Genomic DNA, 26,481 nt, shown 5'->3' with positions numbered 1-26,481 from the left:
GGACGTTTCCGCAGGTGACGGCCCAGACCCGCCTCAGCGGCCACCCCCAGGGGGTGCCCGCCGAAGTGTCGCACCCACCCGCGACCACGCAACGTAATCAGAACTTCGGGAGGCTCCCATGACGACCGCCACCGCGACCGACGCCCTGACCGACCCGCAACGGCAGTTCCTCGGCGCACTCATGCAGCTGCCCGCCACCGCCGCGCGGGCCGCGCTCGCCGGGATGCGCGCCGACGACTTCGGCGACGGCATGGCCGCCCACGTCGCCCAGTTGGCCATCGAAACCGTCGCCGCCGGACACGCCCCCGCACCCGTCGCCCTCTACGCCCACGCCGTGGCCACCGGGCAGGCCCCCGGGGAGCACCGGCGGCACTGGCTCACCGGCTGGCTGATCGACACCTACCGCGACGCCCCGCCAGCCGCGCTCGGCCCCCACCTCAAGGGCCTCGTGCTGGAGGCCGCCTGGCGACAGGCCGTCCTGGTCCACGCCCGCCGCCTGGCCCACGCCGCTCAGGACTGCGCCACCGACGTCCTGCACGAGCTGACCGACGACACCACCGCCGACGAGCTGTGGACCCGCTACCAAGCCGCCTGCACCACCGAACCTGCTCCGTTGCGGAAGGCCGCCTGATGACCCGTACCCACCCGCCGACCGGTGTGTCCGATGTGGACGTCCCGGTCACCACCGGCGCGTTCGAGGCGAAGGCCGCCGCCGCGGTGGCCCGCGCCCGCGCCTGGCTGCCCGCCGTCGACGACGCGGTGTTCGGCTGCTACCTCGGGGACCTCGTGGGACAGCTGGCGCCGACCAGCGAAGCGGACCCCATTGCCATCTACGCGTCCCTGCTGGCCTTCGCCGGAGTCCACCTCGGACAGAGCCCGCACGTGCGCGCGGGCGACGACCCGCACCCGCTGCTGGTGTGGCCGCTGATCATCGGCGACACCGCCACCGGCAAGAAGGGCACCTCGTGGTCGGCGGCCAAGCGCGTCATCGCCGACGCCGATGCCGACTTCGCCGCCGCCAACATCAAGGGTGGCCTGACCTCCGGGGAAGGGCTGGCCCAGCGCTTCGCCCTGGACAAGGACGGCGAGCCGCCGGAGGACTTGCGGTTGCTGGCGCTGGAGCCGGAGTGGGGCGGGGTGATGGCCAAGATGCGCCGTGAGGGCAACAGCCTCTCGGCCATCCTGCGCCAGGCGTGGGAGGGCGGGGACCTTTCGACCCTGACCGTCAACGCCCGCATCGCCCCGCAGTCCCACGTGGCGATCCTGGCCCACATCACGCCCAAGGAGTTCAAGGACAGGCTGTCGGATGCCGACATGGCGGGCGGCACCTACAACCGCTTCCTGCCCCTGGCCGTGGCCTGGTCCAACGCCCTGCCCGACACCACCGGCGCAGACCCCGGCCTGGTCTGCTCCCTGGCCGCCGACCTGGCCGACAGGCTCGCCACCGGCGCCAGCCTGGGCGCGCTCGAACTGGCCGAGGACGCCCGCGGCCTGTGGCGAGACCTCTACCTGGAGTTCAACACCGGCGACCACCACGCCAAGGTCGCCCAGTTCGTCTCCCGCGCCCTGCCCTACACCAAACGCGTCGCCGGAATCCACGCCGCACTCGACGGCACCCCCGTGATCGGCACCGATCACCTCACCGCGGCCGCCGCGCTCATCCGCTACGCCATCGACACCGCCTGCACCCTGTTCACCTCCACCATCAACCCCGCCAAGCTCGCCGCCTGGATTGCCGAAGCGGGCGAGGCCGGCCGAACCCGCAAAGACATCACCACCGGGTTCTTCGGCGGCAACACCCACCGCGACGACATCGAAGCCGTCCTGACCCAGCTCATCGACGCCGGAACCATCACCCGCAGTAGCCGACGCCCGGACAGCGGCAAGGGCCGCAGCATCGAGATCTACACCGCCCGAGGACAGCCCCAGAACTAAACGAACTAACGAACTAACTCACTGACCAGCACAAACACCCGCACGTTCGGGTTCATTAGTTCGTACCGAACGAACTAATGAACCCGAACCCCACCACAAAACCGCAGGTCAGGGGTCTGCCCAGGGTCTGGTTGACACCTCACCTGTGAGGCTTCAGCCTCACCTGGAAGGATGTCACCGTGCCCAAGCCCTACCCCCGCGAGTTCCGTGACGACGTCATCGCCGTGGCCCGTCGCGGCGAGGCCCCGTTGAAGCAGGTCGCCAAAGACTTCGGGATCTCCGAATCGTGCCTGGCCAACTGGCTGCGCTCGGCCGACGTCGAGGACGGCGCGCGGCCCGGCGTAACCCGGGACGAGTCCGCCGAGCTGCGGGAACTGCGGAAGCGGAACCGGCTGCTGGAGCAGGAGAACGAGGTCCTGCGCAAGGCCGCAGCCTATCTCGCGCAGGGCAACCTGCCGGGAAAATAGCGTTCCCGCTCGTCCGTGAACTGGCCGCGGCCGGCGCCCCCGTGCGGGTGCCGGTCGCGGTGACGTGCAGGGTGCTGGGGTTCTCCCGGCAGGCCTACTACCAGTGGTGTTCGTCCCCGGTCTCGCAGCGCGACTTCGACGACGCGCATCTGATCAACGCCGCCCTGAAGATCCATGCCGATGACCCGGCGGACGGGTACCGGTTCATCGCCGACGAGCTCGCCCGACAGGGCTTCGCCGCGTCGGAGAACCGGGTGTGGCGGATCTGCTCGATGCAGCAGATCTTCTCGCTGCACGCCAAGAAGAAAGGCCGTACACGTCAGGCGGGGCCGCCGGTGCACGACGACCTCGTCCGCCGCGACTTCACCGCCGCCGCACCGAACACCAAGTGGCTGACCGACATCACCGAGCATCCCACCGGCGAGGGCAAGCTGTATCTCTGCGCGGTCAAGGACTGCTACTCCAACAAGATCGTCGGGTACTCCATCGCCGACCACATGCGAGCCTCACTCGCCGTTGGCGCGCTGCGCAACGCCATCGCACTGCGCGAGCCACACGGCGTCGTGGTCCACTCCGACCGCGGAGCCCAATTCCGATCAGCGGCCTACCGGCGCCTGCTGCACGCTCATGGGCTGACCGGGTCGATGGGGCGGGTCGGTGCGTGCGGTGACAATGCCGCGATGGAATCGTTCTTTTCATTGCTGCAAAAGAACGTTCTCGATACCCGGCGGTGGCGCACCCGGGAGGAGCTCCGGTTGGCGATCGTGTCCTGGATCGAGACGAAATACCACCGCAAACGCCGGCAACGCGCCCTGGGCAAGCTCACCCCAGTCGAGTTTGAGACCATCTACACAGCCGCAGCAGCGGCCTGAAAATAGTCAGCTCCGGTGTCAACCGAAGTCTGGGCAGCCCCCAGCGCATTAGTTCGTTAGTTCGTTTAGTTCTCCGCCTTGAGCGCGCCCCGCCACCACCAGGCCGCCGACGCGAGCCGCCAGGACTACCCACCGTTACCACGCCACCTGCCAGCCCTGACCCAGCCACCCCGCCAACCGGCTGGCAGGAGTGCAGAGCCCCAGCCGGGTCGGCTGTCCGCCGCAGCGCACGTCACCAGCTGGCCCACCAGCCCCGCCACCACACCACCAACGCCCCGGCCCACGGCCGGAGCAGAAGGAGAAACCGCCATGACGACCCCACCCGACACCACCACCGCAAAACCGCGGGAACTGCTCAAAGTCGAAGCCGCAGCCAAACGCCTCAGCGTCGGCCGCACCACCATGTTCAACCTCATCAAGGCCGGCCACATCGAAACCGTCCAAGTCGGCCGTCTTCGGCGCGTTCCCGACACCGCCATCACCGACTACATCGCCAAGCTCACCGCGGCCCAGCACGCCGCCTGACCGGAAGGAAAACCGATGCCACGCAAGCAACGCCCCGAGGGCACACGCGCACCGAACGGTGCCAGCTCAATCTACCTCGGCAAGGACGGGACTGTCTCAGGATCGGTGTTTCCGGCCCGACACGCCGGGCTGAGGTCCGGCGGGATGGGCACTGTGAGTGATGACATCGGACCTTGTGAGTCCACGCAAGAGTGAGTCCAAGCCGGCGCGGGAGCTGTCGCCGGAGCAGGCCGCCGCGGCGGCGATGGTGGCCGAGGCGAAGGCCCGCGGGCTGGCGCTGACCGGGCCGGACGGGTTGCTGAAGCTGTTCACCAAGAACGTGCTGGAAACCGCCCTCAACGAGGAGATGACCGAGCACCTCGGGCACGAGAAGAACCAGGCCGACCCGGACCGGGAGTCGACGAACGTGCGCAACGGCACACGCCCGAAAACGGTGATCTCGGACGCTGCGGGTGAGGTCGGCATCAACGTACCACGGGACCGGGAGAGCACGTTCGAACCGCAGATCGTGAAGAAACGGCAGCGGCGGCTCACCGAAGTGGATGAGATCGTGCTGTCGCTGTATGCGAAGGGAATGACGAGCGGGGATATCTCGGCGCATTTCGCCGAGATCTACGGATCCTCGGTCAGCAAGGAAACGATCTCACGGATCACCGACAAGGTCGTCGCCGAGATGCAGGAATGGTCCAACCGTCCCCTCGACGCGGTGTACGTGGCGGTGTTCATCGACGCTATCTATGTCAAGGTCCGCGACGGCCAGGTCGCCAACCGGCCCGTCTATGCCGCCATCGGCGTCACCATCGACGGTCACAAGGACGTCCTGGGCCTGTGGATGGGCACCGGCGGCGAGGGCGCGAAGTTCTGGATGAGCGTGCTGATCGACCTGAAGAACCGCGGCATCCGGGACGTGTTCTTCCTCGTCTGCGACGGCCTCAAAGGCCTGCCCGAGGTGGTGACGAACGTGTGGCCGCAAACTATTGTGCAGACCTGCATCGTCCACCTCATTCGCAACACGTTCCGGCTCGTGTCCCGCCGGGACTGGGAGGCGGTGAAACGCGACATCAAACCCATCTACACCGCACCCAGCCCGGACGCCGCCGCGGTCGCTCTCGACGAATTTGAGGAGAAATGGGGGGCGAAGCATGGAGCGGTGATTCGTTTGTGGCGCAACGCTTGGAATGAGTTCACGCCGTTCCTTGACTATGACGTCGAGATCCGGACGATGATCTGCTCCACGAACGCGATCGAATCATTGAACGCCCGTTACCGGCGGGCAGTCCGTGCACGAGGGCACTTCCCGACCGAGCAGGCCGCGATGAAGTGCCTGTACCTTGTGACCCGCAGCCTGGACCCGACCGGGACAGGCCGCGCCCGGTGGACGATGCGTTGGAAGCCAGTGATCAACGCGTTCGCCATCACGTTCGGTGACCGCTGGCCGGGAGCCGAAACCTACTGATCAACAACGCCGGAAACACCGATCACGGGATAGACCCGCAAGGACGGGAAATGGCACGGCCGCGTCACCATGGGAATCCGTGACGACGGCAAGCCGGACCGACGACACGTAAAGCGGAAGACGGAAGCAGAGGTGATCGAAGCCGTCCGAGAGCTTGAGCGCCAACGGGATTCCGGTCGCGTCCGCAAGGCCGGCCGAGGGCTGACCGTCGAGCAGTGGCTTACGCACTGGGTCGAAAACATCGCAGCACCCACGGTTCGCCTGACGACGATGGTCGGATACCGCGCCTCCGTGTACAAGCACCTCGTTCCGAGCATCGGTGCGCACCGACTCGACAAGTTGCAGCCTGAGCACCTGGAGTTGGCGTACCAGAAGATTCTCCGAAAAGGACTCAAGCCGTCCACAGCGCACCTCGCGCACCGGACCGTCCGGGCCGCGCTCAACGAAGCCGTGCGGCGGCGGCACATCACGGAGAATCCCGCGCGCATCGCGAAAGCGCCGCGCGTAGTGGAAGAGGAGATCGTGCCGTTCTCGCGCGAGGAAGCGCGACGCCTGATCACCGCGGCCGGGGAGATCCGGAACGGCGCGCGGTTCATTATCGCGCTGTCGCTCGGGCTCCGGCGGGGCGAAGCGCTCGGGCTGAAGTGGTCCGACGTCACGATCACGTGGAAGCACGGTTGTGCGCGTGGCGAAGCCTGCCGCCGCAAGCTCACCGCCGTCGAGTGCCCGGCGCGGCGCGGTTCCGGCACGATCACCGTCCGCCGCTCGATCCAGCAACTGAACTGGCAGCACGGATGCACGCCCGACAAGCCGTGCGGGCACGAGCACGGCGCCTACTGCCCGGAGCGGTTCGGCGGCGGCCTGGTCGTCGGTGAGGTGAAGTCGCGGGCCGGGCGCCGCGTCATCGGCCTTCCCCGGCCCGTGATCGAGGCCCTGGAGGCGCACCGCGTCCAGCAGGAGGAGGAGCGCGAGGCGGCGGCGAACCTGTGGGAGGAAGGGGACTGGGTGTTCGCCACGCCGATCGGCCGGCCGACGCACCCAACGCCGGACAACCGGGCGTGGAAGGCGTTGCTGCGCCTGGCGGGCGTGCGCAACGCGCGGCTCCACGACGCGCGGCACACGGCCGCAACGGTGCTGCTTGAGCTCAAGGTGCCGTTGCCCGCGGTGATGGAGCTGATGGGCTGGTCCAACGCGGCCGTGGCCAAGCGGTACATGCACGTCAATACCGAGTTGGTGATCTCGGTGGCGGAGCAGGTGGGCGCCCACATGTGGGCTGCTCCGGACGACGAAGACGAGGAGGACGAGGAGGACGACGGCCCGGAAGGCGCGCTCGTGCCCGCCTGATCCGGGGGCATCTGAGACCCGAATTGAGACCCTCAGCGAAAACGCCGGACCTCCCGCGATGGGAGGTCCGGCGTTTTGCCTGCTCAAGAGCGGTGGCGGTGGGATTTGAACCCACGGACGGGGATTAGCCGTCACACGATTTCGAGGTCGGCGTGTTCAACTTCCCCACCGAGGACGGCAGGCTCGTCGTCCCGGCCTACACCGGCGGCGGCATGATCGTGAACGCCAAGGCCGCGAACCTCGAAGCAGCAAGGAAGTTCGCCCTCGGTTTCCAGCTCGACAAGGACCAGCTGGACGCGTCGGTGAAAGCCGACGGACTGTTCCCGGCGATCAAGGGTTACACGCCGCCGTCCGACGTCGGGGCGACGTTCAAGGCGGGCTACGACCTGTACGCCCAGGCCGTGCGGCAGAACGCCGTGGTGCACGCGTTCCGGTGGGAGACCGCCGACGACGGGTTGTTGCCGGGCATGAAGGACAAGGTCGACCAGGCTGCCCAGGATGTCATCACCGGCCGCAAGTCCGTGGCCGACGCGTGCGCGTTCCTGGACACCGAGTGGGCGAAGGCGGGCTGACGTCGTTGACCGCCGTCGTCGCTCCTCCGACGTCCCCGCCCCGGCCCGTCACCCGCCGCCGCCGACGGCCGGTTTTGCCGCGGCTGGCCCACTTCGCGTCGTTCGGCGCGCCGGGTGTGCTGGTGTACCTGTGCTTCGTGATGGCACCGATCCTGATCAGCTTCGGGTACAGCCTGACGAACTACAACCCGTTCAACCCGCCGGTGAAGTTCGTCGGCCTCGACAACTACCGGCTGCTGTTCACCGACTCGCAGTTCCTCACCGCGTTGCGGGTGACCACGATCCTGACGGTGATCGTGGTGATCGTCCCCAATGTCCTCGGTCTCGGCGTGGCGCTGCTGCTGGACCGGAAGGGCTGGCTGTACAACGCGTTGCGGAGCGTCTTCTTCACCCCGGTGATCCTCAGTTCGGTCGTGGTCTCGATCGTCTGGTCCCGCTTGCTCGACGACCGCGGGCCGCTGAATTCCTTGCTGCGCACCGTGGGTGTCTCGCACCCGCCGGGCTGGCTGTCCGATCCGGACGTCGCGCTGTATTCGGTGGCGTCGATCGTGTGCTGGCAGATGCTCGGGTTCTGCGTCGTGGTCTACCTGGCCGGGTTGCAGGGGGTGCCGGCGGAGCTGCTGGAGGCCGCGGAGATCGACGGCGCGGGGCCGCTGCGCCGGTTCCGCGCGGTGACCTGGCCGCTGCTGGCCCCGTCGCTGACGATCAACACGGTGGTGCTGCTGATCTCGGCGTTCAAGACCTACGACTACGTCAAGGTGATCACCAACGGCGGCCCGGGTTCCGGCGCAACGGCCACGATCGCGTTCGACGTCCTCCAGGCGGGCTTCGACTCCAACCACGTCGGTTACGCGTCCGCGATGGCCGTGCTGATGCTGGTGATCGTCGCGCTGGTGACGACGGTCGTGCTCGGTTTCGTGCGCCGCCGGGAGGTGGACCTGTGACCCACCCCCGTTCGCCGGTCCCCGCGGTGGCGTTGCTGATCGGCGCGGTGTTCTTCGTGCCGTTGTATTTGGTGCTGGCCAACGTGTTCAAGCGGGGCGAACTGATCGCCAAGGAGCCGGCGTCGCTGCCGCTGCCGCCGACGTTGGCGAACATCCACGCGGTGCTGACCCGGCCGGACGGGTTGTTCTGGGTCAGCCTGACCAACAGCATCGTGGTGACGGTGCTGTCGATCCTGGTGCTGACGGTGCTCTCGGCAATGCTGGGTCACTATTTGGCCCGTTCGGGCAAGCGGTGGACGAAGCTGCTGACTCTGGTCCTGCTGGCCGGCTTGATGATTCCGCCGCAGGTCATCCTGATCCCGATCACCGACGTGCTCCGCGTGACGCATCTGATGGCGACGCTGCAGGGGCTGATCCTGTTCAACGTCGGGTATTACGTGCCGTTCGGGGTGTTCGTGTTCACGGGCTTCATCCGCGGTGTGCCGGTGGAACTGGAGGAGGCGGCGCTGCTCGACGGAGCGAGCCGCATGCAGGTGTTCTGGCGAGTGGTGTTCCCCCTCCTCCGCCCGGCGACGGCATCGGTGTTGATTTTTCTGGGTGTCTGGATCTGGAACGACTTCATCGACCCGTTGATCATTCTCGGTCCCAGCCAGGGAACCACGATCACGACGGGCATCTACCGGTCGATCGGGCAGTACCAGGCGGATCTGGGCAGTGTGTTCGCGCTGATGTTCTTGGCGACGCTGCCGGTGTTGATCTTTTACCTGGCGTTGCAGAAGCAGTTCGTGAAGGGCCTGACGGGCGGGGCGACAAAGGGTTGAGCACCGCTCTCCCGCGAGAGCAGTGCTCACTCAGGAGATGCACGGCGTGCTTCAATTCGAGAGCACCGCTCACGCGCAGCGACCACTGCTCGCTACTGAGAGCACCGCTCCCCCAAAGCACGTGCCTCCGCGCGCCGTAGAGAGCGCCGATCAACTTAGTGAGCACCGCTCACGCGCCATGGCCGACCGAGCCCACCGCTTGAGAGCGCTGTTCACCGACCGGTGCTCGCAGCAGTGGACACTGGCCCGAATCGAGAGCACCGCTCTCGCAAATCGCCGGTGCAACGCTCTAAAGCGAGAGCGCCGCTCTCGTCCGACAGCGCCCGACCATCGACCGGCGAGGGTGTCAGAGCACCTTGACCATGGTGTCCGACTGCGCCGACCCAGCCCCCACGATCTCGTACCCCTCCGCCAGATAAAGCCGCTGCGCGAAATTCTCCCGTTCGACACTGAGACTGATCCGCCGCACAGCCGCCTCACGAGCACGACCTTCGAGAGCCCGAACAACGCGCGCCCGACACCCCGGCCCCGCCAGGCAGCAGCCACGCCGATCGTCAGCTCGGGAACATCGGCAGCCACGAACCCGTACCCCGGGTCCTCGGCAGAAAAGAACCGCAGCCAAGCCGCGCCAACCGCTTCCCCGTCCACATCAGCCACCACACCGAGATCCCCACCTCGCGGCCAGCCGGCGACGTAATGCCCGGTATCCGGAGCCGCCAGCACACGACGGCGCGACTTCCTCTTCCACTCGGACGACCAGTTGACCGCGGCCACGAGCATGTCGGCGAGGAAGTCCCCGTCCGACGGCGTCGCCTCGCGGAGGATCAAAGCTCGCTGACCTTGCCGCCGTCGACGACCAAGCGGCGCGTCACGTGGACCGCGTCGAGCATCCGGCGGTCGTGCGTGACCAGCAGCAGCGTCCCCGGATACTTGTCCAGCGCCGCCTCGAGCTGCTCGATCGCCGGCAGATCCAGGTGGTTGGTCGGCTCGTCCAGCACCAGCAGGTTCACCCCGCGCGCCTGCAGCAACGCCAGCGCCGCCCGCGTCCGCTCCCCCGGCGAGAGCGTCGCCGCCGGGCGCAGGACGTGGGCGGCCTTCAAGCCGTACTTGGCCAGCAACGTCCGGACCTCCGCGTCCGCGAACTCCGGCACCTCGCGCGCGAACGCCGAAACCAGCGGGACGTCACCGAGGAACAGCCGCCGTGCCTGGTCGACCTCGCCGACCACGACCCCGGGCCCGAGCGCCGCGGCCCCCTCCGACAACGCGATCCGGCCCAGCAGCGCCGCCAGGAGCGTCGACTTGCCCGAGCCGTTCGCCCCGGTGATGGCGACCTTGTCCGCCCAGTCGATCTGCAGGTCCACCGGTCCGAGGGTGAACTCGCCCCGCCGGACCACCGCGCCGCGCAGGGTCGCGACCACCGCGCCCGCCCGCGGGGCCGCGGCGATCTCCATCCGCAGCTCCCACTCCTTGCGCGGCTCCTCGACGACCTCCAGCCGCTCGATCATCCGGTCGGTCTGCCGCGCCTTCGACGCCTGCTTCTCCGTCGCCTCCGTGCGGAACTTGCGCGCCGCCTTGTCGTTGTCGGGCTGCTTCCGGCGGGCGTTCTTGACGCCCTTCTCCATCCACGCCCGCTGCATCCGCCCGCGCGCCTCCAGCGACGCCTTCGTGTCGGCGTACTCCTCGTACTCCTCGCGCGCGTGCCGCCGGGCGACCTCGCGCTCTTCGAGGTAGGACTCGTACCCACCGCCGTAGACGTTCACCTGCTGCTGGGCCAGGTCCAGCTCGACGACGCGGTCGACGGTGCGCGCCAGGAACTCACGGTCGTGGCTCACCAGCACCGTCGCCGCGCGGAGGCCGGACACGAACCGTTCCAGCCGGGCCAGGCCGTCCAGGTCGAGGTCGTTCGTCGGCTCGTCGAGCAGGAAGACGTCGTAGCGGCTCAGCAGCAGCGAGGCGAGCCCCGCGCGCGCCGCCTGGCCGCCCGACAGCGACGTCATCGGCTGGTCCAGGTCCACGGCCAGACCGAGGTCGGCGGCCACTTCGGCGGCCCGGTCGTCGAGGTCGGCGCCGCCGAGGGCGAGCCACCGGTCCAGCGCGGCGGCGTAGAGGTCGTCCGCGCCCGGTGCGCCGTCGGTCAACGCCGAGGTCGCCGCGTCGAGGTCGGCCTGGGCCGCCGAGACGCCGGTGCGCCGCGCCAGGAACGCCCGCACCGACTCGCCTTCGCGCCGTTCCGGCTCCTGGGGCAGGTGCCCGACCGTCGCGGCCGGCGGGTTCAGCCGGACCTCGCCGCTGTCCGGCTTCGCGAGTCCCGCGAGGGTGCGCAGGAGCGTGGACTTGCCGGCGCCGTTGACCCCGACCAGGCCGACGACGTCCCCGGGTGCGACGACGAGATCGAGGCCGGAGAAGAGGATGCGGTCACCGTGGCCCGCGGCCAGGTCCTTCACGACGAGAGTTGCGCTCATGAGGTAGCCGAGTCTACGACGTCGTGGTGAACTGTCAGATCAAGGTCAAAAGCACCGACAGTGTGTGTCCCGTGGCGCTTTGATCACTCACTGTGGGTACCCTGTTCGGTTGTCAGTGCCGCGACACAGTAGTGCCACAACCACAGTGAGGTCGGTGAACAGCATGGGCGAGCCCGCTCCCCCGGTCACCCTCGGCCGCAGGCCGAAGCCGAGGGAAGGCCGGCCGTCCGCGCCGCGGCCCACGGTGAGCCGGCGTCGCGAGGTCAGTCACGCCAGCGCGCGGTCGCTGCTCATGACCGTCCTCGGCGAGTACGCGCTGCCGCGGGACAAGCCGGTCTGGACGTCGATGCTCGTCGAGGTGCTCGGCATCCTCGACATCGAGGAGAAGTCCGCGCGGCAGGCGCTGGCCCGCTCCGCCGCCGAGGGCTGGGTGGTGTCCGAGCGCGTCGGGCGTCGCGTGCGCTGGTCGCTGACCCCGCCGGGGCGCCGTCTGCTGACCGAGGGCGCCGACCGGATCTACGCGTTCGGCCGCGAGGAACGCCGCTGGAACGGGCAGTGGCTGATGCTGATCGTCTCCGTCCCCGAGGCCAAGCGCGACCTGCGTCACCGCCTGCGCACGCGGCTGACCTGGGCGGGCTTCGGCTCACCGGTCGCCGGCGTGTGGGTCAGCCCGGACCTGTCCCGGCAGCGCGAGGCCCAGCAGATCGTCAGCGAACTCGGCCTCGACGCGCAGGCGATGTCGTTCACCGCCGCGTACGGCGAAGTCGGTGAGCAGGAGTCCATGGTCGCCCGGTCCTGGGACCTGACCGACCTCAAGGACCGCTACGAAGACTTCATCGACCGCTTCACCGGCCTGCACCCGACCGGCGGCCGGGCGGTGCTGCGCGCGCAGACCGAGCTGGTCCACGAATGGCGGCGGTTCCCCTTCCTCGACCCGCAGCTGCCGGCCGAGCTGCTGCCGGCGAAGTGGAGCGGGACGAAAGCGGCGGAACTGTTCCATCACAAACACGTCGACTGGCGCCCCGAGGCCCAGCAGTATTGGGACGACATCGTCGAAGCCGAAGAAGCAGGGTGAACATGACTCAGCAGGTCCGCCTCGATCGTGACGGCGGGCTCGCCGTCCTGACCGTCGACGCTCCGCCGTTGAACCTCTACACGGCTTCGCTGCAGTCCTCGCTGTCCTCGGCGATCGGCGAACTGGAGACCGAACCCGCGCGGGCGCTGCTGATCCGCGCCGAGGGCAAGATCGTCAGCGGCGGCGTCGACGTCTCCCTGTTCGACGCCCAGGGCTCGCCCGCCGAGGCGAAGGTGCTCTTCGACGAGATGCTGGCGGTGCCGGACCGGATCGCGGCGCTGCCGTTCCCGACCGTGTTCGCCGCACACGGCCTGTGCCTGACCTGGGCGTTCGAGGTCGCCGTGGCCTGCGACATCATTCTCGCCGCCTCGCGCGCGAAGTTCGGCCTGGTCGAAAAGGTGGTCGGCCTGACGCCGACCATGGGCGGCACCCAGCGGCTCGCGGCGCGGGCGGGGGTCGGGCGCGCCAAGGAGTTCGTGATGACCGGCGACACCTACGACGCCGCCACCCTCGAGCGCTGGAACGTCGTCAACCGGGTCCTGCCGGACGAGGGCTTCGATGACGCGGCGCGTGCGTTCGCGGCGAAGCTGGCCGAGGGACCGACCCGCGCCCACGCCGCGACCAAGCGCGTCCTCGACCACTTCGCCGCCGGCGGCGTCCCCGAGGCGAACGCCCACATCACGACGATCGCCGCCGAGCTGTTCGAGACCGAAGACCTCCGCGGCGCCGTGAAGTCGTTCCTCGCCGACGGACCGGGGAAGGCGACCTTCTCGGGGCGTTAACCGTCCGTTCGGACACCGGTTGCCGCCGTTCGGGCGGACGCGGTTCTCCCCGCACCGGGTTACATTCGATGTGGTCTAGACCACATCGTCCCCGCCTCGTGCCGCTTGGAGAACCGCCATGAGACGCACTCCCGCACGACTACGCTCCGCACTCGCCGCCTTGCTCATCGCACTCGGCGGCACCGCGGCGCTCGCGCCACCCGCCGCCGCCGCCGGTTCGCTGACCGCCACCCTGGCGATGAGCGGCACCACCGGCACGTACACCGTCGCCAACACCGGCGCCGCCTCGGTGAGCAACTGGGCGATCACCTTCAGGCTGCCCGCCGGGATCACCGCCTCGACCGGCGAAAACGGCACGGTGACCCAAAACGGCACCCAGGTCACGCTGACACCCGCGTACTACATCGCGACGCTGGCGCCGGGCCGGAACACCTACCCGTACAACCCGACGTTCCGGCTCAGCGCCGCGGCGACGCCGACGCAGTGCCGTGTGGACAACGCCAACTGCGACGGTTCACCGGACACCCCGCCGGGCGCGCCGGCGAACCTGCGATTGGTCGCGAAGACGACGAAGTCGGTCGCGCTGGCGTGGAACGCCTCGGCGGCCGGCTCCCTCCCGGTGACCGGGTACGACGTCTACCAGGGGACTTCCCTGGCTGCTTCGGTGACCGGGACGAGCGCCACGGTCTCCGGGCTCGCGCCGGGCACGGCCTATTCGTTCACGGTGAAGGCCAAGGACGCCAAGGGAAACACCTCTCCGGCGAGTGCTGCGCTGGCCGTGACGACGAACAACCCGGCGGACGACACTCAGGCGCCGTCCGCGCCCACCGGGGTGCGCTCGACCGGCGCCGATTCCGGCAGCGTTTCGCTGGCCTGGACGGCGTCGACGGACAACACGGGCGTGGTCAGCTACGACGTGTACCGCGGTTCGGTGCTGGCCACGACGGTGACCACGACGTCGGCCGTGGTGACCGGACTGGCACCGTCCACTTCGTACACGTTCACGGTTCGCGCCCGCGACGGCTACGACAACGTTTCGGCGCCGAGCGCGGCGGTGACCGCCCGGACCGGCGACATCGTCTCGGGCTACGCGAAGGTCGGGTACTTCGTGCAGTGGGGCATCTACGGGCGCCAGTACTTCGTCAAGAACCTGGAGACTTCCGGCGCGGCGGCGAAGCTGACGCACCTGCTGTACGCGTTCGAGAACATCGACCCGGTGAACCTGACCTGCCTGTCCGGGGTCACGAAGGGCACCACGGCCAACCCGCAGGACCCGAACCAGGGCGACGGCGCCGGTGACGCCGAGGCGGACTACTCGCGGCCGTTCTCGGCGGCGCAGTCGGTCGACGGCGTGGCCGACACCGGCTGGGAGTCGCTGCGCGGCAACTTCAACCAGCTCAAGAAGCTCAAGGCGAAGCATCCGAACCTGAAGGTGCTGGTTTCGCTCGGCGGCTGGACGTATTCGAAGTACTTCTCGGACGTCGCGGCCACCGACGCGTCGCGCAAGAAGTTCGTCTCGTCCTGTGTGGACACGTGGCTCAAGGGCAACATCGCGCCCTACGGCGGCGCGGGCGGGCCGGGCACCGCGGCGGGCATCTTCGACGGCATCGACCTCGACTGGGAGTGGCCGGCGAGCGGTGACGGGCACCCGGGCAACCACTGGAGCCCGAACGACAAGGACAACCTGACGGCGCTGATGGCGGAATTCCGGGCGCAGCTGGACGCCTACGGCGCGACGACCGGCAAGCGGTACCAGCTGCACGCGTTCACGCCGGCGGACCCGGCGAAGGTCGCGTCCGGGTGGGATCTGTCGAAGGTGTTCAACTACCTGGACGTGGCGAACGTGCAGGGGTACGACTTCCACGGGTCGGGCAGCGACAACTCGTGGGAGCCGAACCGCACCGGCCACCAGGGCAACCTGTACGCCGACGCGGACGACCCGTACAACTTCCACTTCAGCGCGGAAAGCGCGATCAACGCGTACACGAACGCCGGCGTCGACCCCCGGCGGCTGACGCTCGGCCTGGCCTTCTACGGCCGCGGCTGGCAGGGCGTGGCCGACGGCGGCAAGAGCGGCGAGTGGCAGTCGGCGACCGGCGCGGCGCCGGGCCAGTTCGCCGAGGAGGCGGGCACCCGCGGCTACGCGAACCTGGTGGCGAGCGTCCCGGGCTGCACGGTCCACCACGACACGGCCGCGGTGGCGACATCGTGTTACACGGGCAACGGCGGCCAGTGGTGGACGTTCGACGACGCCTGGTCGATCGGGCTGAAGACCACGTGGCTCAAGTCGCGCGGGCTGCTCGGCGTGATGGCCTGGGAGATGTCGGGCGACACCGGCGCGCTGATGAACGCGGTGAGTGCCGGGCTCGGCTGAGGCTGTTGTTCAGCCCGCTGAACGTTCCCGTTCAGCGGGCTGGACACAGTGAGCCGACCTTGATCTTGCCTGTGCTGTTTTCGCAGTTCAGAGGGACAGGGGACCCTGGTTACAGGGCCGTTCGGCGGGCACGCTAAAGTACTTTCACGCACTCAGGGAGTGCGGGTCCGGGCTGTGGCGCAGTTTGGTAGCGCACTTGACTGGGGGTCAAGGGGTCGCAGGTTCAAATCCTGTCAGCCCGACCGGACAGCGGGTTTCCGCGGCTCACAGCTGCGGAGGCCCGCTTTTTGCTGTCGTCATGGGAGTCGTCGGTGAAGTGCCGGGAGGCCGACGTTGCGGTAGCCAAGGTTTTGAGGTTCGAACCGCCGAACTCCTGTCCACCGGCCGTCAAGAAACCGACAGGAGGACCGGCTGGTGCGCCACGAACCACGCCGCAGGGTCGTACGCTGGGCGGATGCATGCTGTGGAGATGGCCGAGGAATATCCGGTCGTCGACCTGGACTCCGATGCCCTGGACGCGGCGCGGATGCTGGCCGAGCGCCGGCTGCCGGGCATCGTCGTGACCGACGCCGCGGGGTGCCCGCAGTCGATCCTGCCCGCGTCGCAGGTGGTGCGGTTCCTCGTGCCCAGCTACGTGCGCGACGACCCGTCCCTGGCCGGGGTGCTGGACGAGTCCATGGCCGACCGCGTCGCGGACAAGCTGAGCGGCAAGACCGTCCGCACGCTGCTGCCCGAGAAGCCCTCGGAGCTGCCGCGGGTGCAGGCCGACGACACGATCGTCGAGGTCGCGGCCATCATGGCCCGCCTGCGCTGCCCGCTGGTCGCCGTCATGGAGGACAAGCGGCTGCTCGGCGTGATCTCCGCGTCCCGGCTGCTGGAACTGGCCCTCACCCCCCGCTGACCGCGACGGCGGTGCGATGAGCACCGTCCTCGCCATCGCGTTGTTCGTCATCGCCTATGTCTTCATCGCCACCGAAAAGCTGCCGAAGACCGCCGTCGCCCTCGCCGGCGCCGGGATCGTGCTGGCGTTCGGGGTGACCGACTCGGCGGACGCGTTCTACTCCCACGACACCGGCATCGACTGGGACGTCATCTTCCTGCTGTTCGGGATGATGGTCATCGTCAGCGTGCTGCGCCGCACCGGCGTGTTCGAGTACGTCGCCATCTGGGCGGCCAAGCGCGCCAAGGGCTCGCCGCTGCGGATCATGGTTCTGCTGGTCGTCATCACGGCGGTCGCGTCGGCGTTCCTGGACAACGTCACGACCGTGCTGCTGATCGCGCCGGTCACCCTGCTGGTGTGCGACCGGCTCGACATCCGGCCCACGCCGTTCCTCATCGCCGAAGTGCTGGCCTCGAACATCGGCGGCGCCGCCACCCTGATCGGTGACCCGCCGAACATCATCATCGGCAGCCGCGCGGGCCTGTCGTTCAACGACTTCCTGCTCAACCTGACCCCGATCGTCGCGATCGAGCTGGTCGCGTTCACCCTCGCGCTGCGCTGGGTGTTCCGCGGCTCGTTCGCCGTCGACCCGGCACGCGCCGCGTCGGTCATGCGGCTCAACGAACGCGAAGCGATCCGCGACCCCCGCCTGCTGCTCAAGTGCGGTGTCGTGCTGCTCGCGGTGTTCGCCGCCTTTGTCGGCCACTCGCTGATCCACGTCGAGCCGTCGGTTGTCGCGCTGCTGGGCGCCGGGGTGCTGGTGCTGCTCTCCCGGGTGGAACCGCGGGACTACCTGGCCGGCGTCGAATGGGAGACGCTGCTGTTCTTCGCCGGGCTGTTCGTCATGATCGGCGCACTGGTCAAGACCGGTGTCATCGGCAGATTGGCCGAGCTGGCCGCGCAGGCGACGGGCGGGAACGCGCTGGTCGCGGTGATGCTGATCCTGGGGGTGTCGGCGCTGCTGTCCGGGGTTATCGACAACATCCCGTACGTGGCCACGATGAGCCCGCTGGTGCTGGCGCTTACCCACGACATCCCGGATCCGGCGCACTCGGAGGCCCTGTGGTGGTCACTGGCCCTGGGCGCGGACTTCGGCGGCAACCTGACGGCGATCGGCGCCAGCGCCAACGTGGTGATGCTGGGGATCGCGGCCCGGGCGGGCAGCCCGATCTCGTTCTGGGAGTTCACCCGCAAGGGCGCGCAGGTCACGCTGCTGACGGTGCTGATCGCTGCGCCTTACCTGTGGCTGCGCTACTTCGTCTTCGGCTGAGGCTCGCTGTTCGAAGCACCCCGACCGGGCTTCTCACGACGACGCGGTCGGCGTTCGAGACAGCCCCATGGCCTGGTCGCGCCGCAGGAGCGGGCGCAGCCGGTAGGTGTAGTGGTAGTCCCGGTTCGCGAACAGCTTGTACTCGTCGTGCGTCTGCGCGCCCCAGCTGTCGTCGCCGCCGACGCCCATCTGGCGGTGGTTCAGCCTGAGCACGACGTCCGGGCGCGGGGTCAGCTGGTAGTCGTGCAGTGCGCCGCTCGAGAGGTCCTCCGGGGTGAAGTGCGACGCGTTGACCTCCAGCAGCGGCTCCCCGCTCGCGAGGAGTCCGACCCCGCGCTTGTTGGTCAGCGCGATCCACCGCACGTCGGTCTTGTTGCCGTTCTCCTGCGGCCGGATGTAGCCCGTCCACTGCCGCGCCACCGTCGAGGAGTACACGCCCACGTCGGACCCGGTGTTGCGGTCCCAGTGGTTCTCCTCCGGCCCGCGGCCGTAGTAATCCAGCGTGTCGAATTCGCCCGGCACGAACAGGATCGTGCCGACTTCGGGCAGGTACGGCAGGCCGGACGCGCCGGGGTGCACCGACTGGTCCACCTTGATCTCGCCGTGGCCGAACACCGTGTACGTGGTGGTGTACGCCGAGGGCACCGACGTCGGCAGGGTGCCGTGGACCGTCACGACCACCGCCCGGCCGGGCGTCACCGTGACGTCCGTGACCTGCCGGTCGGCGCCGGCGTAGCGCCAGGTGGCGACGCGGTTCGGGTGGCCGTTGCCGATGTCGTTGTCGGTCGGCGCCCGCCAGAAGTTCGGGATGGGCCCGGAGGTGACGAGCCGGACGCCGTGGGCTTCGTAGGCCGTGATGAGCCCGGTGTCCTTGGCGATCGAGACGCTGAACCCGGCGCCGGTGATTTCGACGCTCCGGTCGGTCTGGCGCACGGTGGCGGCCGGTATCCGGGCGAGCGGCACCTGCGGCACGGCGGGACTGCCGAAGTCCACCGGCAACTGCTGCTTCGCCACCTCGAACCCGGGCTCGGCCCAGATCGTGGGTTTCTTGGTGGTGAAGGAGAACTGGAGGAAGTACTCGCCGACCGGGCGAGCCGGACGGCGCAGCGGCACGGTGATCGTCCGGCTCGAGCGCGGCGGGACGTCGAGCTGGGCGCCGGTGAGCCGGCCGCGCTGGACGACCTTGCCGTCGTTCACCAGCGCCCAGGTGCCGTCGTGGGCGTTGACGTTGGTGAAGAGGTTTTCGTTGGTGATCGTCACCTGCCCGGTCGGCAGGCCGGCGCCGGCGGAGACGTTGATCGCCTGGTAGACGTGCTTGACCTCGACGGCCTTGCCGCTGATCCGGCGGTCGGCGGTGACGATGCCGTTGGCGCAGAAGTTGCCGTCGTTGGGGTTGTCGCCCCAGTCGCCGCCGTAGGAGAGGTAAGTCCGCTCGGCGGGCTGCTTTTCGGCGTAGGCCGCGGTGGCGGCGTCGAACCAGAACCGGACGGCCGGGTCCTGCGGGGTCCGGTCGGCGGCGAGCTCGTCCGTGGTGAGGGCTCGCGCGTAGACCCGGGCGGCCCGGATGTGGCCGCCGAACACCCGTTCGGGGTTCTCGTAGTCGGTGCCGAGCGCGAGCTGGGCGGTGGTGCTGTCCGGCACGCGGTCGGTGGTCGTCCGGGCCACGGCCGTGCCGTCGATGTGGAGCGTCAACGTCTTCGCGTCGTGGTCGAGGACCCCGGCGACGTGGCGTTCCCGGCCCACCCAGTCCGCGGGCAGCGGCGCGGTGGCCGAAATCCAGCCGCCGGAGTACACGAAGAACTCGAGGTTGCCTTCGCTCTGCTTGAGCGAGTACTGGTGGTCGCCCTTGGCGATGATCGGCTGGTGGCCGCCGACGGCGCCCGCGGTGACCCACGCTTCGAGCGTCAGCGACCCGGTCAGGTCGACGCTGCGCGCGGGCGGGAAGACCGCGGCGCCGGCCAGGCCGTGCCCGGCGTCGAACGTCGCGGCCGGCGCGAGTTCCGCGGTGAGGGCGGCGGGACCGGACTCGGTGAGCAGCTTGCGCTTCGGTGTGGGCCAGTACAGCCCCTGGTCGACGAAGTCCCAGATGAACCCGCCCTGCAGCACCGGGTGCGCGCGGATGACGTCCCAGAACTCCTTGAAGTTCCCGGTGGAGTTCCCCATCGAGTGGGCGTACTCGATCATGACGTAGGGCCGGGTGTCGGCCGTGTCGAGTGCCCGCTTCTCGAGCGCGGCCGGGGTCGGGTACATCTGCGAACGGATGTCGCTGATGCCCGGCCGGTCGTCGCCCTCGTACTGGATCACGCGGGTCGTGTCGTAGGAGCGGATCCAGTCGTACATCGCGGTGAAGTTGCTGCCCGAGCCCGCCTCGTTGCCGAGCGACCAGATGACGACGCTCGGGTGGTTCTTGTCCCGGTGCACCATCGCCTTGGCCCGGGCGAGGACGGCGTCGGTCCAGTCCGGGTTCGAGCCGGGGAAGCGGTCCCGGACGCCGTGTGTCTCGAGGTTGGCCTCGTCGACGAGGTAGAGCCCGTACTCGTCGGCCAGGTCGTACCAGACGGGATCGTTGGGGTAGTGGGACGTGCGGACGGCGTTGATGTTGAGCCGCTTGATCAGCCGGATGTCCTCGACGAGGTCGGCGCGGGTGAGCGCGCCGCCGCGGGCCGGGTGGATCTCGTGCCGGTTCGTGCCGCGCAGGCTGACCGGCTGCCCGTTGATCCGCATCAGCCCGCCGGTGAGCGCGAACTCCCGGAACCCGACGCGGGCGGACAGCATCTCGAGGGGCTTCCCGGCGGGATCGCGCAGGACGAGCACCGCGGTGTAGAGGTTCGGCTGTTCCGCCGACCAGAGCTTCGGCGCGCGAACGCCCTGCGCGGCCTGGACCGTGACGTCCTGCCCGGCCGGTACCGAGCCCAGCCCGATCTGCTGCCGCAGCGGCTGTGCCCACACGGGCCGGCGGTCGGAGTCGTACAGCTGGGTTTCGACGGTGTAGGTGCGGTTGTCCGCGACCCCGTAGGTGCGGACGCTCGCGGTGACGGCGAGGTCGGCGTTCGTGTAGCCGTCGCAGAGTTTCGGGTCGAGCCGGAAGTCGCGCAGGTGCACCGCCGGCGTGGAGAACAGGTAGACGGACCGGAAGATGCCGGCCAGCCGGATCATGTCCTGGTCTTCCAGCCAGTCGCCGTCCGGGAAGCGGTAGACCTCCACGGCGAGCTGGTTGGTCCCCGGCCGCAGGTGGTCGGTGATGTCGAACTCCCCCGGCGTCCGCGAGTCCTCGCGGTAGCCCAGCAGCGTGCCGTTGACCCACACGTAGAACGCCGACTTCACGCCCTCGAAGTGCAGGAACGTCCGCCGCCCGGCCCATCCGGCCGGGACCTGGAAGGTCCGCCGGTACTGGCCGACGGGGTTGAACTTCGTCGGCGCGAACGGCGGCTGCGCGTTCTCGTTCCGGCCGTTGGCGCCCCACCAGGGGTAGGTGATGTTGACGTAGATCGGGAAGTCGTAGCCGTGCAGCTGCCAGTTCGACGGGACCGGGATGGTGGCCCAGGAGCTGTCGTCGACGTTTTCGCGGTAGAACTCCGGGTCCCGCGCGTCGGGCCGCTCGGCGTGCCGGAACTTCCAATCGCCGTCGAGGCTCTGCCGGTAGGGCGAGCGGGTCCGGTCACCGGCCAGCGCCTGCCCGAGGTCGGCGTACGGCATGAGCGTGGCGTGCGGCGGTTCGCTGCCGATGTCGAAGATGCCGATGTTGTTGTTCCACTCGGGAAACCCGTTGGGCGGCGCGGTCCGGTCGCGGGTGGCGGCCGCGGCCGGGCAGGCCAGCGACGAGAGCGTCGCCGGCAGCGCGAGCGTGCTCAGCAAGGCGGCTCCGCCACCCAGGAAGGTGCGACGGCTGAGGGCGCGCCGGTACTCGGACGGCTGCTGCGACATCGTGAACCACCCCGTTCTTCGACGCGCAGAACGTTACCTATCCACCAGGCGAAGTCAACAGCCTTACGCATAGTTCAACGGACACAATGTTGAGTTCTGTTGATCGGTGGTTGATCACCTGGATGGCGGAGTGACGACCAGCCGCCACACCGGTATCCGGGCGCAGCTGTCCCCCGGGACCGCGCGGACTCGGTGAACGCCGCATTCTGCGGTCAGGCGCTCGGCCGCATCGGTGCCGAGGCACGCCGGTCCGCGTGTTCCGCGGCCGCCGAATGCCGGCGGCCGCGCTCGCCGACTGGGCCGCAGCGCGTTCGTGGCGGGCTTCCGCCCGGCGGATCGCCGCGAACGACTCCTCCACCAAACGTGTCCATTGTGGAGTGTGACGCGGATATCGCCGTGCTTCGCCAGGGGCTTCGGCGGCCGCGGCGAGTTCCTGATACGCCATCGCGTGGCACGAGGCGACTTCCGCGAGCACGCGTTGCGCCTTGCCCCGGTACCGGCCGTCGGGTTCGGTGCCGGTCTCCAGCTCGACGCCAGGTTGCGGTGGGCCCCCACGACTTCCCGGACGCGCTCCGCGTCCAGGCGCAACCGCCTGACCTCCGGGAGCACCCAGGTTCCGGAGGGCTGACGACTGCCTCACAGCCACGCCCTTTACCGCAGCGAATGGCGAACAACGTCGACTTTCGCATCGCGCTGGATTGTGGCTTGGTGCGATCGAGGGAGCCGTGCCGCACGGCATCGCGTCGTAGGGGCGACCGGCACACGGGAGGGGACGGCAATGGGCGGCGGATATGGGCTCGATCCGGACGAAATTCCCCGGCTGAAGAAGCTTCTCGAAGCCGCCAGCGACAGCCTGGACATGACCGACTTCCGGCAGAAGGCGACCCTGGAAGGTTCCTGACGGTGGAAGAGGTCGCCTCGTACGGCAACGTCGAGGACACCGGCGAAGAAAAAGTCCTCAATCTCACCGGGTTCTGCAACACGAAGTATCCCGGCGTCGTGAACGCGATGGACCGGTTCCTCGCGCGCGCTCACGTCACCATCATTGGCACGGCCGAAGGCGTCGCCAAGGCCGGTGAGAAGTACCAGGCCACCGAGGACGAGGTCGAGAAGTGGATGAAGGACCACGAACCGAAGTAGACCGGTCCGCCGCGTTTCTCGCCGGTTCGCCACGAGAGGGGAGCTCGAAATGGCCTTGAAAGAGCTGATCGACGACTCCGTCCTCGCGGACGCACGCAAGATCGACGCGTTAGCCCGGGACCACGGGCAGTCGCTGCCCTCGCTCGAACACACCTTGCGGCTGGTCGGCGACATCGACACCGACCGGCTGCGCTCGGTCGGCAAGGACGTCTGGGGCGTGGGCGGCGAGGACGGCGCCGACCTGGTCGGCACCTCGATCAACGCCGGCATCGGCGGCTTGTCCCAGGCCGCCGAACAGACCGCGGCGTGGACCGGCGACGCCAACAACGCCTACGTCCACCGGGTGAACCAGACCAAGAAAGCGCTCCTGGACATGGAACGTCCCGCGCAGGACGTCGGCCAGGCCCTGGTCAAGATCGCCGACGCGTGGGACCAGATCTTCGGCAGCAGCTTCGCCGACATCCTCGCGATCATCGGTCTGATCCTGTCGATCATCGGCGTGATCGCTGCCATCATCGTCGGCGTCACCGGTGTCGGCGCGATCGTCGGGCTGATCATCGGGATCATCGTCGGCGCGGTCTCGATCTGGTGGACCAGCAGCACACCGGGAAAACCGCGGTGGCGACCAGCACGATCAGATCGTCAAGTGTGCCGCACCCAGCACACGCCTTCGCGGTCACCGGCCGGCCAGCTCGGCCACGACCGGCGCAAGAGCACCGGCGGCCTCGGCGCCGACCACGAAGTAGGAGAACCCGATTTCCTCCCGTCGCCGTTGAATCTCCTCGGCAGCGGCGGAAGGATCACTGGGCAGGAACGCCAGCGAGTCCGCGGCCCGGACGGCGGCGGCGTCGGTGTCGGGTCCGGCCATGAACGCGGCGACCGAGTCGCCGACCACCGGCACGTGCAACGCCAGTTCCACACCGCGGCGGTTCTCGAATTGCTCTACCCGTTGCTGCGTCTCGGCCCGTGTCTCGATCTGGGGCATCACGAAGGTGACCGTGTCGGCGACCTCCGCGGCGAGCGCTTGTGCCTTCGGGCCGCCCACGGCCATGACCACCGGTGTGTGCCGATCCGGGCCGTCGAGGTCACGCAGGGCCGCGACCACCTCACGCACCTGGCTCAACCGCCGGCCCGCCGGGGTGGCCGGCAGGCCCAGCTCACGGAGCTGGTCGGCGATCCCGGGCCGGCCGGTGCCGATGCCCATCTCGAAACGCCCCTCGGTGAGCACCGACAGCGAGTGGGCCTCCCACGCGGTGATCCACGCGGGCCGGACCGGAGACGCGTACACCCAGGTGCCCACCCGCAAGCCGGTGATCGTCGCCGCCACCGCGAGCGCCGGGCCCGGTGCCGGCTGCCACTGCGGCACATCGGGCATCAAGATCGTCGAATAGCCGCTGTCGGCCAGCACACGCAGCTGGTCACGCCACGCCGGCAGGTCCGTGGTGACCGGCGCCACGACCCCGAACCGCAACGGCCTGATTTCGCGTGCGGAGGTACCCGCCATGGTGAAGCCCCTTTCCCTACGGCCCGGCCTGGCGCCGAGCTCATCACTGCCACGAACGAGCAACCGCGCATCCGACACACCCCGCCGAACAAATCCGGCGCGACGGCAGCACCGGTCGACGAGTGGCAGGTTTCGACGGGCGCGAGCTGGGTAACGGGGGTGCTAGGTCTGGTTGACTCGTACGAGTTCCGCGCGGACCTAGACCCCGCCGGCTCTAAAACCAGGGCCGGCGGGGTCGTCTCGCGCGCACTGCCCGGCACGTCATGAAGGTCGACGGCGTACTCTCGACCCGTGCACATGCAGACCGAGCCGGTTCACGACCACGTTTGCTGGGGTTTCCAGCGACGGGACGAGTTCACGGTACCGGCGTGGGAATTCCTGGCCGACGGCCTCACCGCACACGAACGGGTCCTCTACGTCGCTCCCGGCGACCCCGAGCTCATCGCGGCGCAGATGCGCGCGGCCGGCCCGTTCGGCGAAGGCCTGCGCACCGGCGCGGTCCAGATCTCCTCGGCCGACGCGACCTACGCCACCGGTGCCGTGGTCGACCCGGCCGGCCAGGTGGAGCTCTACGCCACCGCGACAGCGCAGGCGCTGGCCGAGGGGTACACCGGGCTGCGGGTCGCGGCCGACGTCACCCCGCTCGTGCGCACCCCTGCCCAACTGGACGCCTTCGCCCGCTACGAACACCTCGTGGACCACTTCATGGCCGCCCACCCGATGTCGGCGATCTGCGGCTACGACACCGCCGAGCTCGGCGACGAAACCGTCGCGCAGCTGGCCTGCATGCATCCCGAGGCCCGGCAGGTGCCGGTACCGTTCCACCTGCACGGCCACACCCGCGACGGAAGCGCCGCCGCGCTGGCCGGGGAGTTGGACATGCGGGCCCGCCCGCTGTGGCCGCTGGCGCTGCAGCGCGCCCAGCTTCGGCCGGCCGGCGGTTCGATCGCGATCGACGCCACCGACCTGACCTTCATCGACCACCGCAGCCTGTTCGACATCGCCGACTACGCCGAGGCCACCGACACCACGGTGGTCCTGCGCACCCGGCTGAGCACACCGGCCCGCCTGCTCGAGCTGTTCGGCCTGACCAACGTCCGCGTGGAGCGCGTGTGAACAGCAGAGACCCGGAGGAGACCGCCGAGCGCGGTTACGACCACGCCGCCGTCCACTACACCAGCGACGAAGAACTGCTCGCCGTCGCCGTGCCGTTCCTCGCCGCCGGCATCGCCGCGGGTGAGCCGACCGTCGTGTCCCTGGAGCCCGAGCGGGCCGAGCTGGTGCGCGACGCGCTCCCCTCGTCCGCGGACACGCAGTTCCTGACCATCGACGACGTGTACGTCCGGCCCGCGTCCGCCATCAAGTCCTACCGCGACCTGATGGCCGGGCTCGTCGCCGACGGCGCCACCGGGATCCGCATCTTCGGCGAAATCCCGCCGGCCGCGATCGACGCCTCCTGGGACTGGTGGGCCCGCTACGAAGCCGCCGTCAACCACGCCTACGACGAATTCCCCTTGCGCAGCATGTGCGCCTACGACACCCGCACCACGCCGCGGTCGGTGCTCGACGACGTCGCCCGCACCCACCCCTACCTCGCCACCCCTGGCGGCCACCACACCAACCCCGGCTACGTCGACCCACCGGCCTTCCTCGCCGCTCCCCGGCCGATGACGCCCTACCCGATCGAGCGCACCGCCCCGCTGGTCGACCTCACCAACCCCCAGCCACCGGCCGCCCGCCGCGCGGTCACCGACTTCAACAAGACCGACCTGCCCGCCGCCGACATCGACGACCTCGTCCTGGCGGTGAGCGAAATAGTCGACAACGCCCTGCGTCACGGCCGCCCACCGGTCCGGTTCCGGATCTGGGCCGACGCCGACCACATGGTCGTCACCGTCCACGACACCGGCACCGGCCTGTCCGACCCCTTCGCCGGGCTGCTGCCGGCCAACCGCCACATCGGCGGCCGTGGACTCTGGATCACCCACCAGGTCTGCAGCCAGGTCACGCTCCACCGGGACGACACCGGCTTCACCGTCCGCCTCACCGCCGGACACCCGGCCCCCTGAACGCC

At 69.2% G+C, this 26,481-nt stretch carries 23 protein-coding genes, 1 tRNA gene and 1 pseudogene; 20 read left to right on the top strand and 5 right to left on the bottom strand.

The genetic code is table 11. The features are described 5' to 3' along the window. Positions 1-118: 118 nt before the first annotated feature. The 9 genes and pseudogenes from ACFPLC_RS35120 (at position 119) to ACFPLC_RS35080 (ending at position 8,936) form a co-directional block, all read left to right on the top strand. A complete protein-coding gene (locus tag ACFPLC_RS35120) occupies positions 119-631 on the top strand; it encodes a hypothetical protein (RefSeq protein WP_378204854.1) in 513 nt (170 codons plus the stop codon). Next, positions 631-1,935 carry a DUF3987 domain-containing protein gene (locus tag ACFPLC_RS35115; RefSeq protein ID WP_378204851.1) on the top strand — a complete coding sequence of 435 codons (1,305 nt, stop codon included), beginning with the start codon at positions 631-633 and terminating at the stop codon, positions 1,933-1,935. The genes ACFPLC_RS35120 and ACFPLC_RS35115 overlap by 1 nt, the downstream gene beginning before the upstream one ends. Positions 1,936-2,114: 179 nt before the next feature. Beyond that, positions 2,115-3,274 (top strand): IS3 family transposase gene (locus ACFPLC_RS35110; protein WP_378208302.1). Its coding sequence is split into 2 segments (ribosomal slippage): positions 2,115-2,393 and positions 2,396-3,274, totalling 1,158 coding nucleotides; the frame shifts between segments, so codons are not numbered across the junction. A gap of 309 nt (positions 3,275-3,583) precedes the next feature. Beyond that, complete coding sequence (locus ACFPLC_RS35105) at positions 3,584-3,799, top strand: excisionase family DNA-binding protein (RefSeq protein WP_378208334.1); 216 nt, start codon at positions 3,584-3,586, stop codon at positions 3,797-3,799. 160 nt (positions 3,800-3,959) lie between these two features. Continuing rightward, positions 3,960-5,255: an IS256 family transposase gene (locus tag ACFPLC_RS35100; protein ID WP_378235896.1), complete on the top strand. Its 1,296-nt coding sequence runs from the start codon at positions 3,960-3,962 to the stop codon at positions 5,253-5,255. Between the two features lie 69 nt (positions 5,256-5,324). Next, positions 5,325-6,599, top strand: a complete 1,275-nt coding sequence (locus ACFPLC_RS35095) for a tyrosine-type recombinase/integrase (RefSeq protein ID WP_378236032.1) — start codon at positions 5,325-5,327, stop codon at positions 6,597-6,599. Positions 6,600-6,733: 134 nt separating this feature from the next. Beyond that, positions 6,734-7,171, top strand: a pseudogene (locus ACFPLC_RS35090) (ABC transporter substrate-binding protein); the annotation flags it as partial. After that, positions 7,153-8,115, top strand: coding sequence for a carbohydrate ABC transporter permease (locus tag ACFPLC_RS35085; RefSeq protein WP_378190933.1), 963 nt, complete (start codon positions 7,153-7,155; stop codon positions 8,113-8,115). The pseudogene ACFPLC_RS35090 and the gene ACFPLC_RS35085, both read left to right, overlap by 19 nt. Positions 8,116-8,150: 35 nt before the next feature. After that, positions 8,151-8,936, top strand: coding sequence for a carbohydrate ABC transporter permease (locus ACFPLC_RS35080; RefSeq protein ID WP_378191525.1), 786 nt, complete (start codon positions 8,151-8,153; stop codon positions 8,934-8,936). A gap of 824 nt (positions 8,937-9,760) precedes the next feature. On the opposite strand, the gene ACFPLC_RS35075 is transcribed toward ACFPLC_RS35080, so the two are convergent. Continuing rightward, positions 9,761-11,398, bottom strand: a complete 1,638-nt coding sequence (locus ACFPLC_RS35075; RefSeq protein WP_378236031.1) for an ABC-F family ATP-binding cassette domain-containing protein — start codon at positions 11,396-11,398, stop codon at positions 9,761-9,763. A 163-nt stretch (positions 11,399-11,561) separates the two neighbouring features. Here ACFPLC_RS35075 and ACFPLC_RS35070 point away from each other — a divergent pair, with 163 nt between their 5' ends. From ACFPLC_RS35070 to ACFPLC_RS35045, 6 genes are all read left to right on the top strand, one after another. Then, positions 11,562-12,473: a PaaX family transcriptional regulator gene (locus tag ACFPLC_RS35070; protein ID WP_378191528.1), complete on the top strand. Its 912-nt coding sequence runs from the start codon at positions 11,562-11,564 to the stop codon at positions 12,471-12,473. A 2-nt stretch (positions 12,474-12,475) separates the two neighbouring features. Next, positions 12,476-13,255: an enoyl-CoA hydratase/isomerase family protein gene (locus tag ACFPLC_RS35065; protein WP_378190937.1), complete on the top strand. Its 780-nt coding sequence runs from the start codon at positions 12,476-12,478 to the stop codon at positions 13,253-13,255. Between the two features lie 160 nt (positions 13,256-13,415). Then, the gene (locus ACFPLC_RS35060) at positions 13,416-15,629 is read left to right on the top strand and encodes a glycosyl hydrolase family 18 protein (protein ID WP_378191530.1); all 2,214 of its coding nucleotides are present in this window, start codon (positions 13,416-13,418) and stop codon (positions 15,627-15,629) included. Positions 15,630-15,797: 168 nt separating this feature from the next. After that, a tRNA-Pro gene (locus tag ACFPLC_RS35055) sits at positions 15,798-15,871 on the top strand. Positions 15,872-16,083: 212 nt separating this feature from the next. After that, positions 16,084-16,530 (top strand): CBS domain-containing protein, encoded by a 447-nt coding sequence (locus tag ACFPLC_RS35050; RefSeq protein ID WP_378190939.1) that lies wholly within the window; start codon positions 16,084-16,086, stop codon positions 16,528-16,530. Between the two features lie 16 nt (positions 16,531-16,546). Beyond that, the gene (locus tag ACFPLC_RS35045) at positions 16,547-17,839 is read left to right on the top strand and encodes an ArsB/NhaD family transporter (RefSeq protein WP_378190941.1); all 1,293 of its coding nucleotides are present in this window, start codon (positions 16,547-16,549) and stop codon (positions 17,837-17,839) included. A gap of 33 nt (positions 17,840-17,872) precedes the next feature. Here ACFPLC_RS35045 and ACFPLC_RS35040 read toward each other — a convergent pair whose 3' ends face one another. Both ACFPLC_RS35040 and ACFPLC_RS35035 read right to left on the bottom strand, forming a co-directional pair. Beyond that, entirely contained in the window at positions 17,873-21,763 is a 3,891-nt protein-coding gene (locus tag ACFPLC_RS35040; protein WP_378190943.1) for a glycoside hydrolase family 2 TIM barrel-domain containing protein, read from the bottom strand. A 212-nt stretch (positions 21,764-21,975) separates the two neighbouring features. Next, positions 21,976-22,134 carry a hypothetical protein gene (locus tag ACFPLC_RS35035; RefSeq protein WP_378236030.1) on the bottom strand — a complete coding sequence of 53 codons (159 nt, stop codon included), beginning with the start codon at positions 22,132-22,134 and terminating at the stop codon, positions 21,976-21,978. Between the two features lie 8 nt (positions 22,135-22,142). Here ACFPLC_RS35035 and ACFPLC_RS35030 point away from each other — a divergent pair, with 8 nt between their 5' ends. From ACFPLC_RS35030 to ACFPLC_RS35020, 3 genes are all read left to right on the top strand, one after another. Continuing rightward, positions 22,143-22,391, top strand: coding sequence for a hypothetical protein (locus ACFPLC_RS35030; RefSeq protein WP_378236029.1), 249 nt, complete (start codon positions 22,143-22,145; stop codon positions 22,389-22,391). 150 nt (positions 22,392-22,541) lie between these two features. Further along, entirely contained in the window at positions 22,542-22,664 is a 123-nt protein-coding gene (locus tag ACFPLC_RS35025; RefSeq protein ID WP_378190945.1) for a hypothetical protein, read from the top strand. Between the two features lie 2 nt (positions 22,665-22,666). Continuing rightward, positions 22,667-22,903, top strand: coding sequence for a hypothetical protein (locus ACFPLC_RS35020; protein ID WP_378190947.1), 237 nt, complete (start codon positions 22,667-22,669; stop codon positions 22,901-22,903). A gap of 330 nt (positions 22,904-23,233) precedes the next feature. Here the strand turns inward: ACFPLC_RS35020 and ACFPLC_RS35015 are convergent, their stop codons facing one another. Next, positions 23,234-23,506: a hypothetical protein gene (locus tag ACFPLC_RS35015; protein ID WP_378190949.1), complete on the bottom strand. Its 273-nt coding sequence runs from the start codon at positions 23,504-23,506 to the stop codon at positions 23,234-23,236. Positions 23,507-23,579: 73 nt separating this feature from the next. Continuing rightward, positions 23,580-24,407, bottom strand: coding sequence for an LLM class flavin-dependent oxidoreductase (locus ACFPLC_RS35010; RefSeq protein WP_378190952.1), 828 nt, complete (start codon positions 24,405-24,407; stop codon positions 23,580-23,582). Positions 24,408-24,704: 297 nt separating this feature from the next. Here ACFPLC_RS35010 and ACFPLC_RS35005 point away from each other — a divergent pair, with 297 nt between their 5' ends. After that, complete coding sequence (locus ACFPLC_RS35005; RefSeq protein WP_378191532.1) at positions 24,705-25,523, top strand: MEDS domain-containing protein; 819 nt, start codon at positions 24,705-24,707, stop codon at positions 25,521-25,523. Further along, positions 25,520-26,476, top strand: a complete 957-nt coding sequence (locus tag ACFPLC_RS35000) for an anti-sigma factor RsbA family regulatory protein (protein ID WP_378190954.1) — start codon at positions 25,520-25,522, stop codon at positions 26,474-26,476. The genes ACFPLC_RS35005 and ACFPLC_RS35000 overlap by 4 nt, the downstream gene beginning before the upstream one ends. The last annotated feature ends 5 nt before the right edge of the window (positions 26,477-26,481 follow it).

This window comes from Amycolatopsis plumensis (assembly GCF_042652605.1).
GTDB classification, from domain to species: Bacteria; Actinomycetota; Actinomycetes; order Mycobacteriales; family Pseudonocardiaceae; genus Amycolatopsis; species Amycolatopsis plumensis.
This window is presented reverse-complemented; position numbering and strand designations above follow the sequence as displayed.

What these genes read in the sequence shown, in the direction of transcription:
- ACFPLC_RS35120 (WP_378204854.1), top strand. Translation starts at nt 119, where the DNA reads ATGACGACCGCCACCGCGACCGACGCCCTGACCGACCCGCAACGGCAG.
- ACFPLC_RS35115 (WP_378204851.1), top strand. Translation starts at nt 631, where the DNA reads ATGACCCGTACCCACCCGCCGACCGGTGTGTCCGATGTGGACGTCCCG.
- ACFPLC_RS35105 (WP_378208334.1), top strand. Translation starts at nt 3,584, where the DNA reads ATGACGACCCCACCCGACACCACCACCGCAAAACCGCGGGAACTGCTC.
- ACFPLC_RS35100 (WP_378235896.1), top strand. Translation starts at nt 3,960, where the DNA reads ATGACATCGGACCTTGTGAGTCCACGCAAGAGTGAGTCCAAGCCGGCG.
- ACFPLC_RS35095 (WP_378236032.1), top strand. Translation starts at nt 5,325, where the DNA reads ATGGGAATCCGTGACGACGGCAAGCCGGACCGACGACACGTAAAGCGG.
- ACFPLC_RS35075 (WP_378236031.1), bottom strand. Translation starts at nt 11,398, where the DNA reads ATGAGCGCAACTCTCGTCGTGAAGGACCTGGCCGCGGGCCACGGTGAC.
- ACFPLC_RS35070 (WP_378191528.1), top strand. Translation starts at nt 11,562, where the DNA reads ATGGGCGAGCCCGCTCCCCCGGTCACCCTCGGCCGCAGGCCGAAGCCG.
- ACFPLC_RS35065 (WP_378190937.1), top strand. Translation starts at nt 12,476, where the DNA reads ATGACTCAGCAGGTCCGCCTCGATCGTGACGGCGGGCTCGCCGTCCTG.
- ACFPLC_RS35050 (WP_378190939.1), top strand. Translation starts at nt 16,084, where the DNA reads ATGCATGCTGTGGAGATGGCCGAGGAATATCCGGTCGTCGACCTGGAC.
- ACFPLC_RS35045 (WP_378190941.1), top strand. Translation starts at nt 16,547, where the DNA reads ATGAGCACCGTCCTCGCCATCGCGTTGTTCGTCATCGCCTATGTCTTC.
- ACFPLC_RS35040 (WP_378190943.1), bottom strand. Translation starts at nt 21,763, where the DNA reads ATGTCGCAGCAGCCGTCCGAGTACCGGCGCGCCCTCAGCCGTCGCACC.
- ACFPLC_RS35035 (WP_378236030.1), bottom strand. Translation starts at nt 22,134, where the DNA reads ATGGACACGTTTGGTGGAGGAGTCGTTCGCGGCGATCCGCCGGGCGGA.
- ACFPLC_RS35025 (WP_378190945.1), top strand. Translation starts at nt 22,542, where the DNA reads ATGGGCGGCGGATATGGGCTCGATCCGGACGAAATTCCCCGGCTGAAG.
- ACFPLC_RS35010 (WP_378190952.1), bottom strand. Translation starts at nt 24,407, where the DNA reads ATGGCGGGTACCTCCGCACGCGAAATCAGGCCGTTGCGGTTCGGGGTC.
- ACFPLC_RS35005 (WP_378191532.1), top strand. Translation starts at nt 24,705, where the DNA reads ATGCAGACCGAGCCGGTTCACGACCACGTTTGCTGGGGTTTCCAGCGA.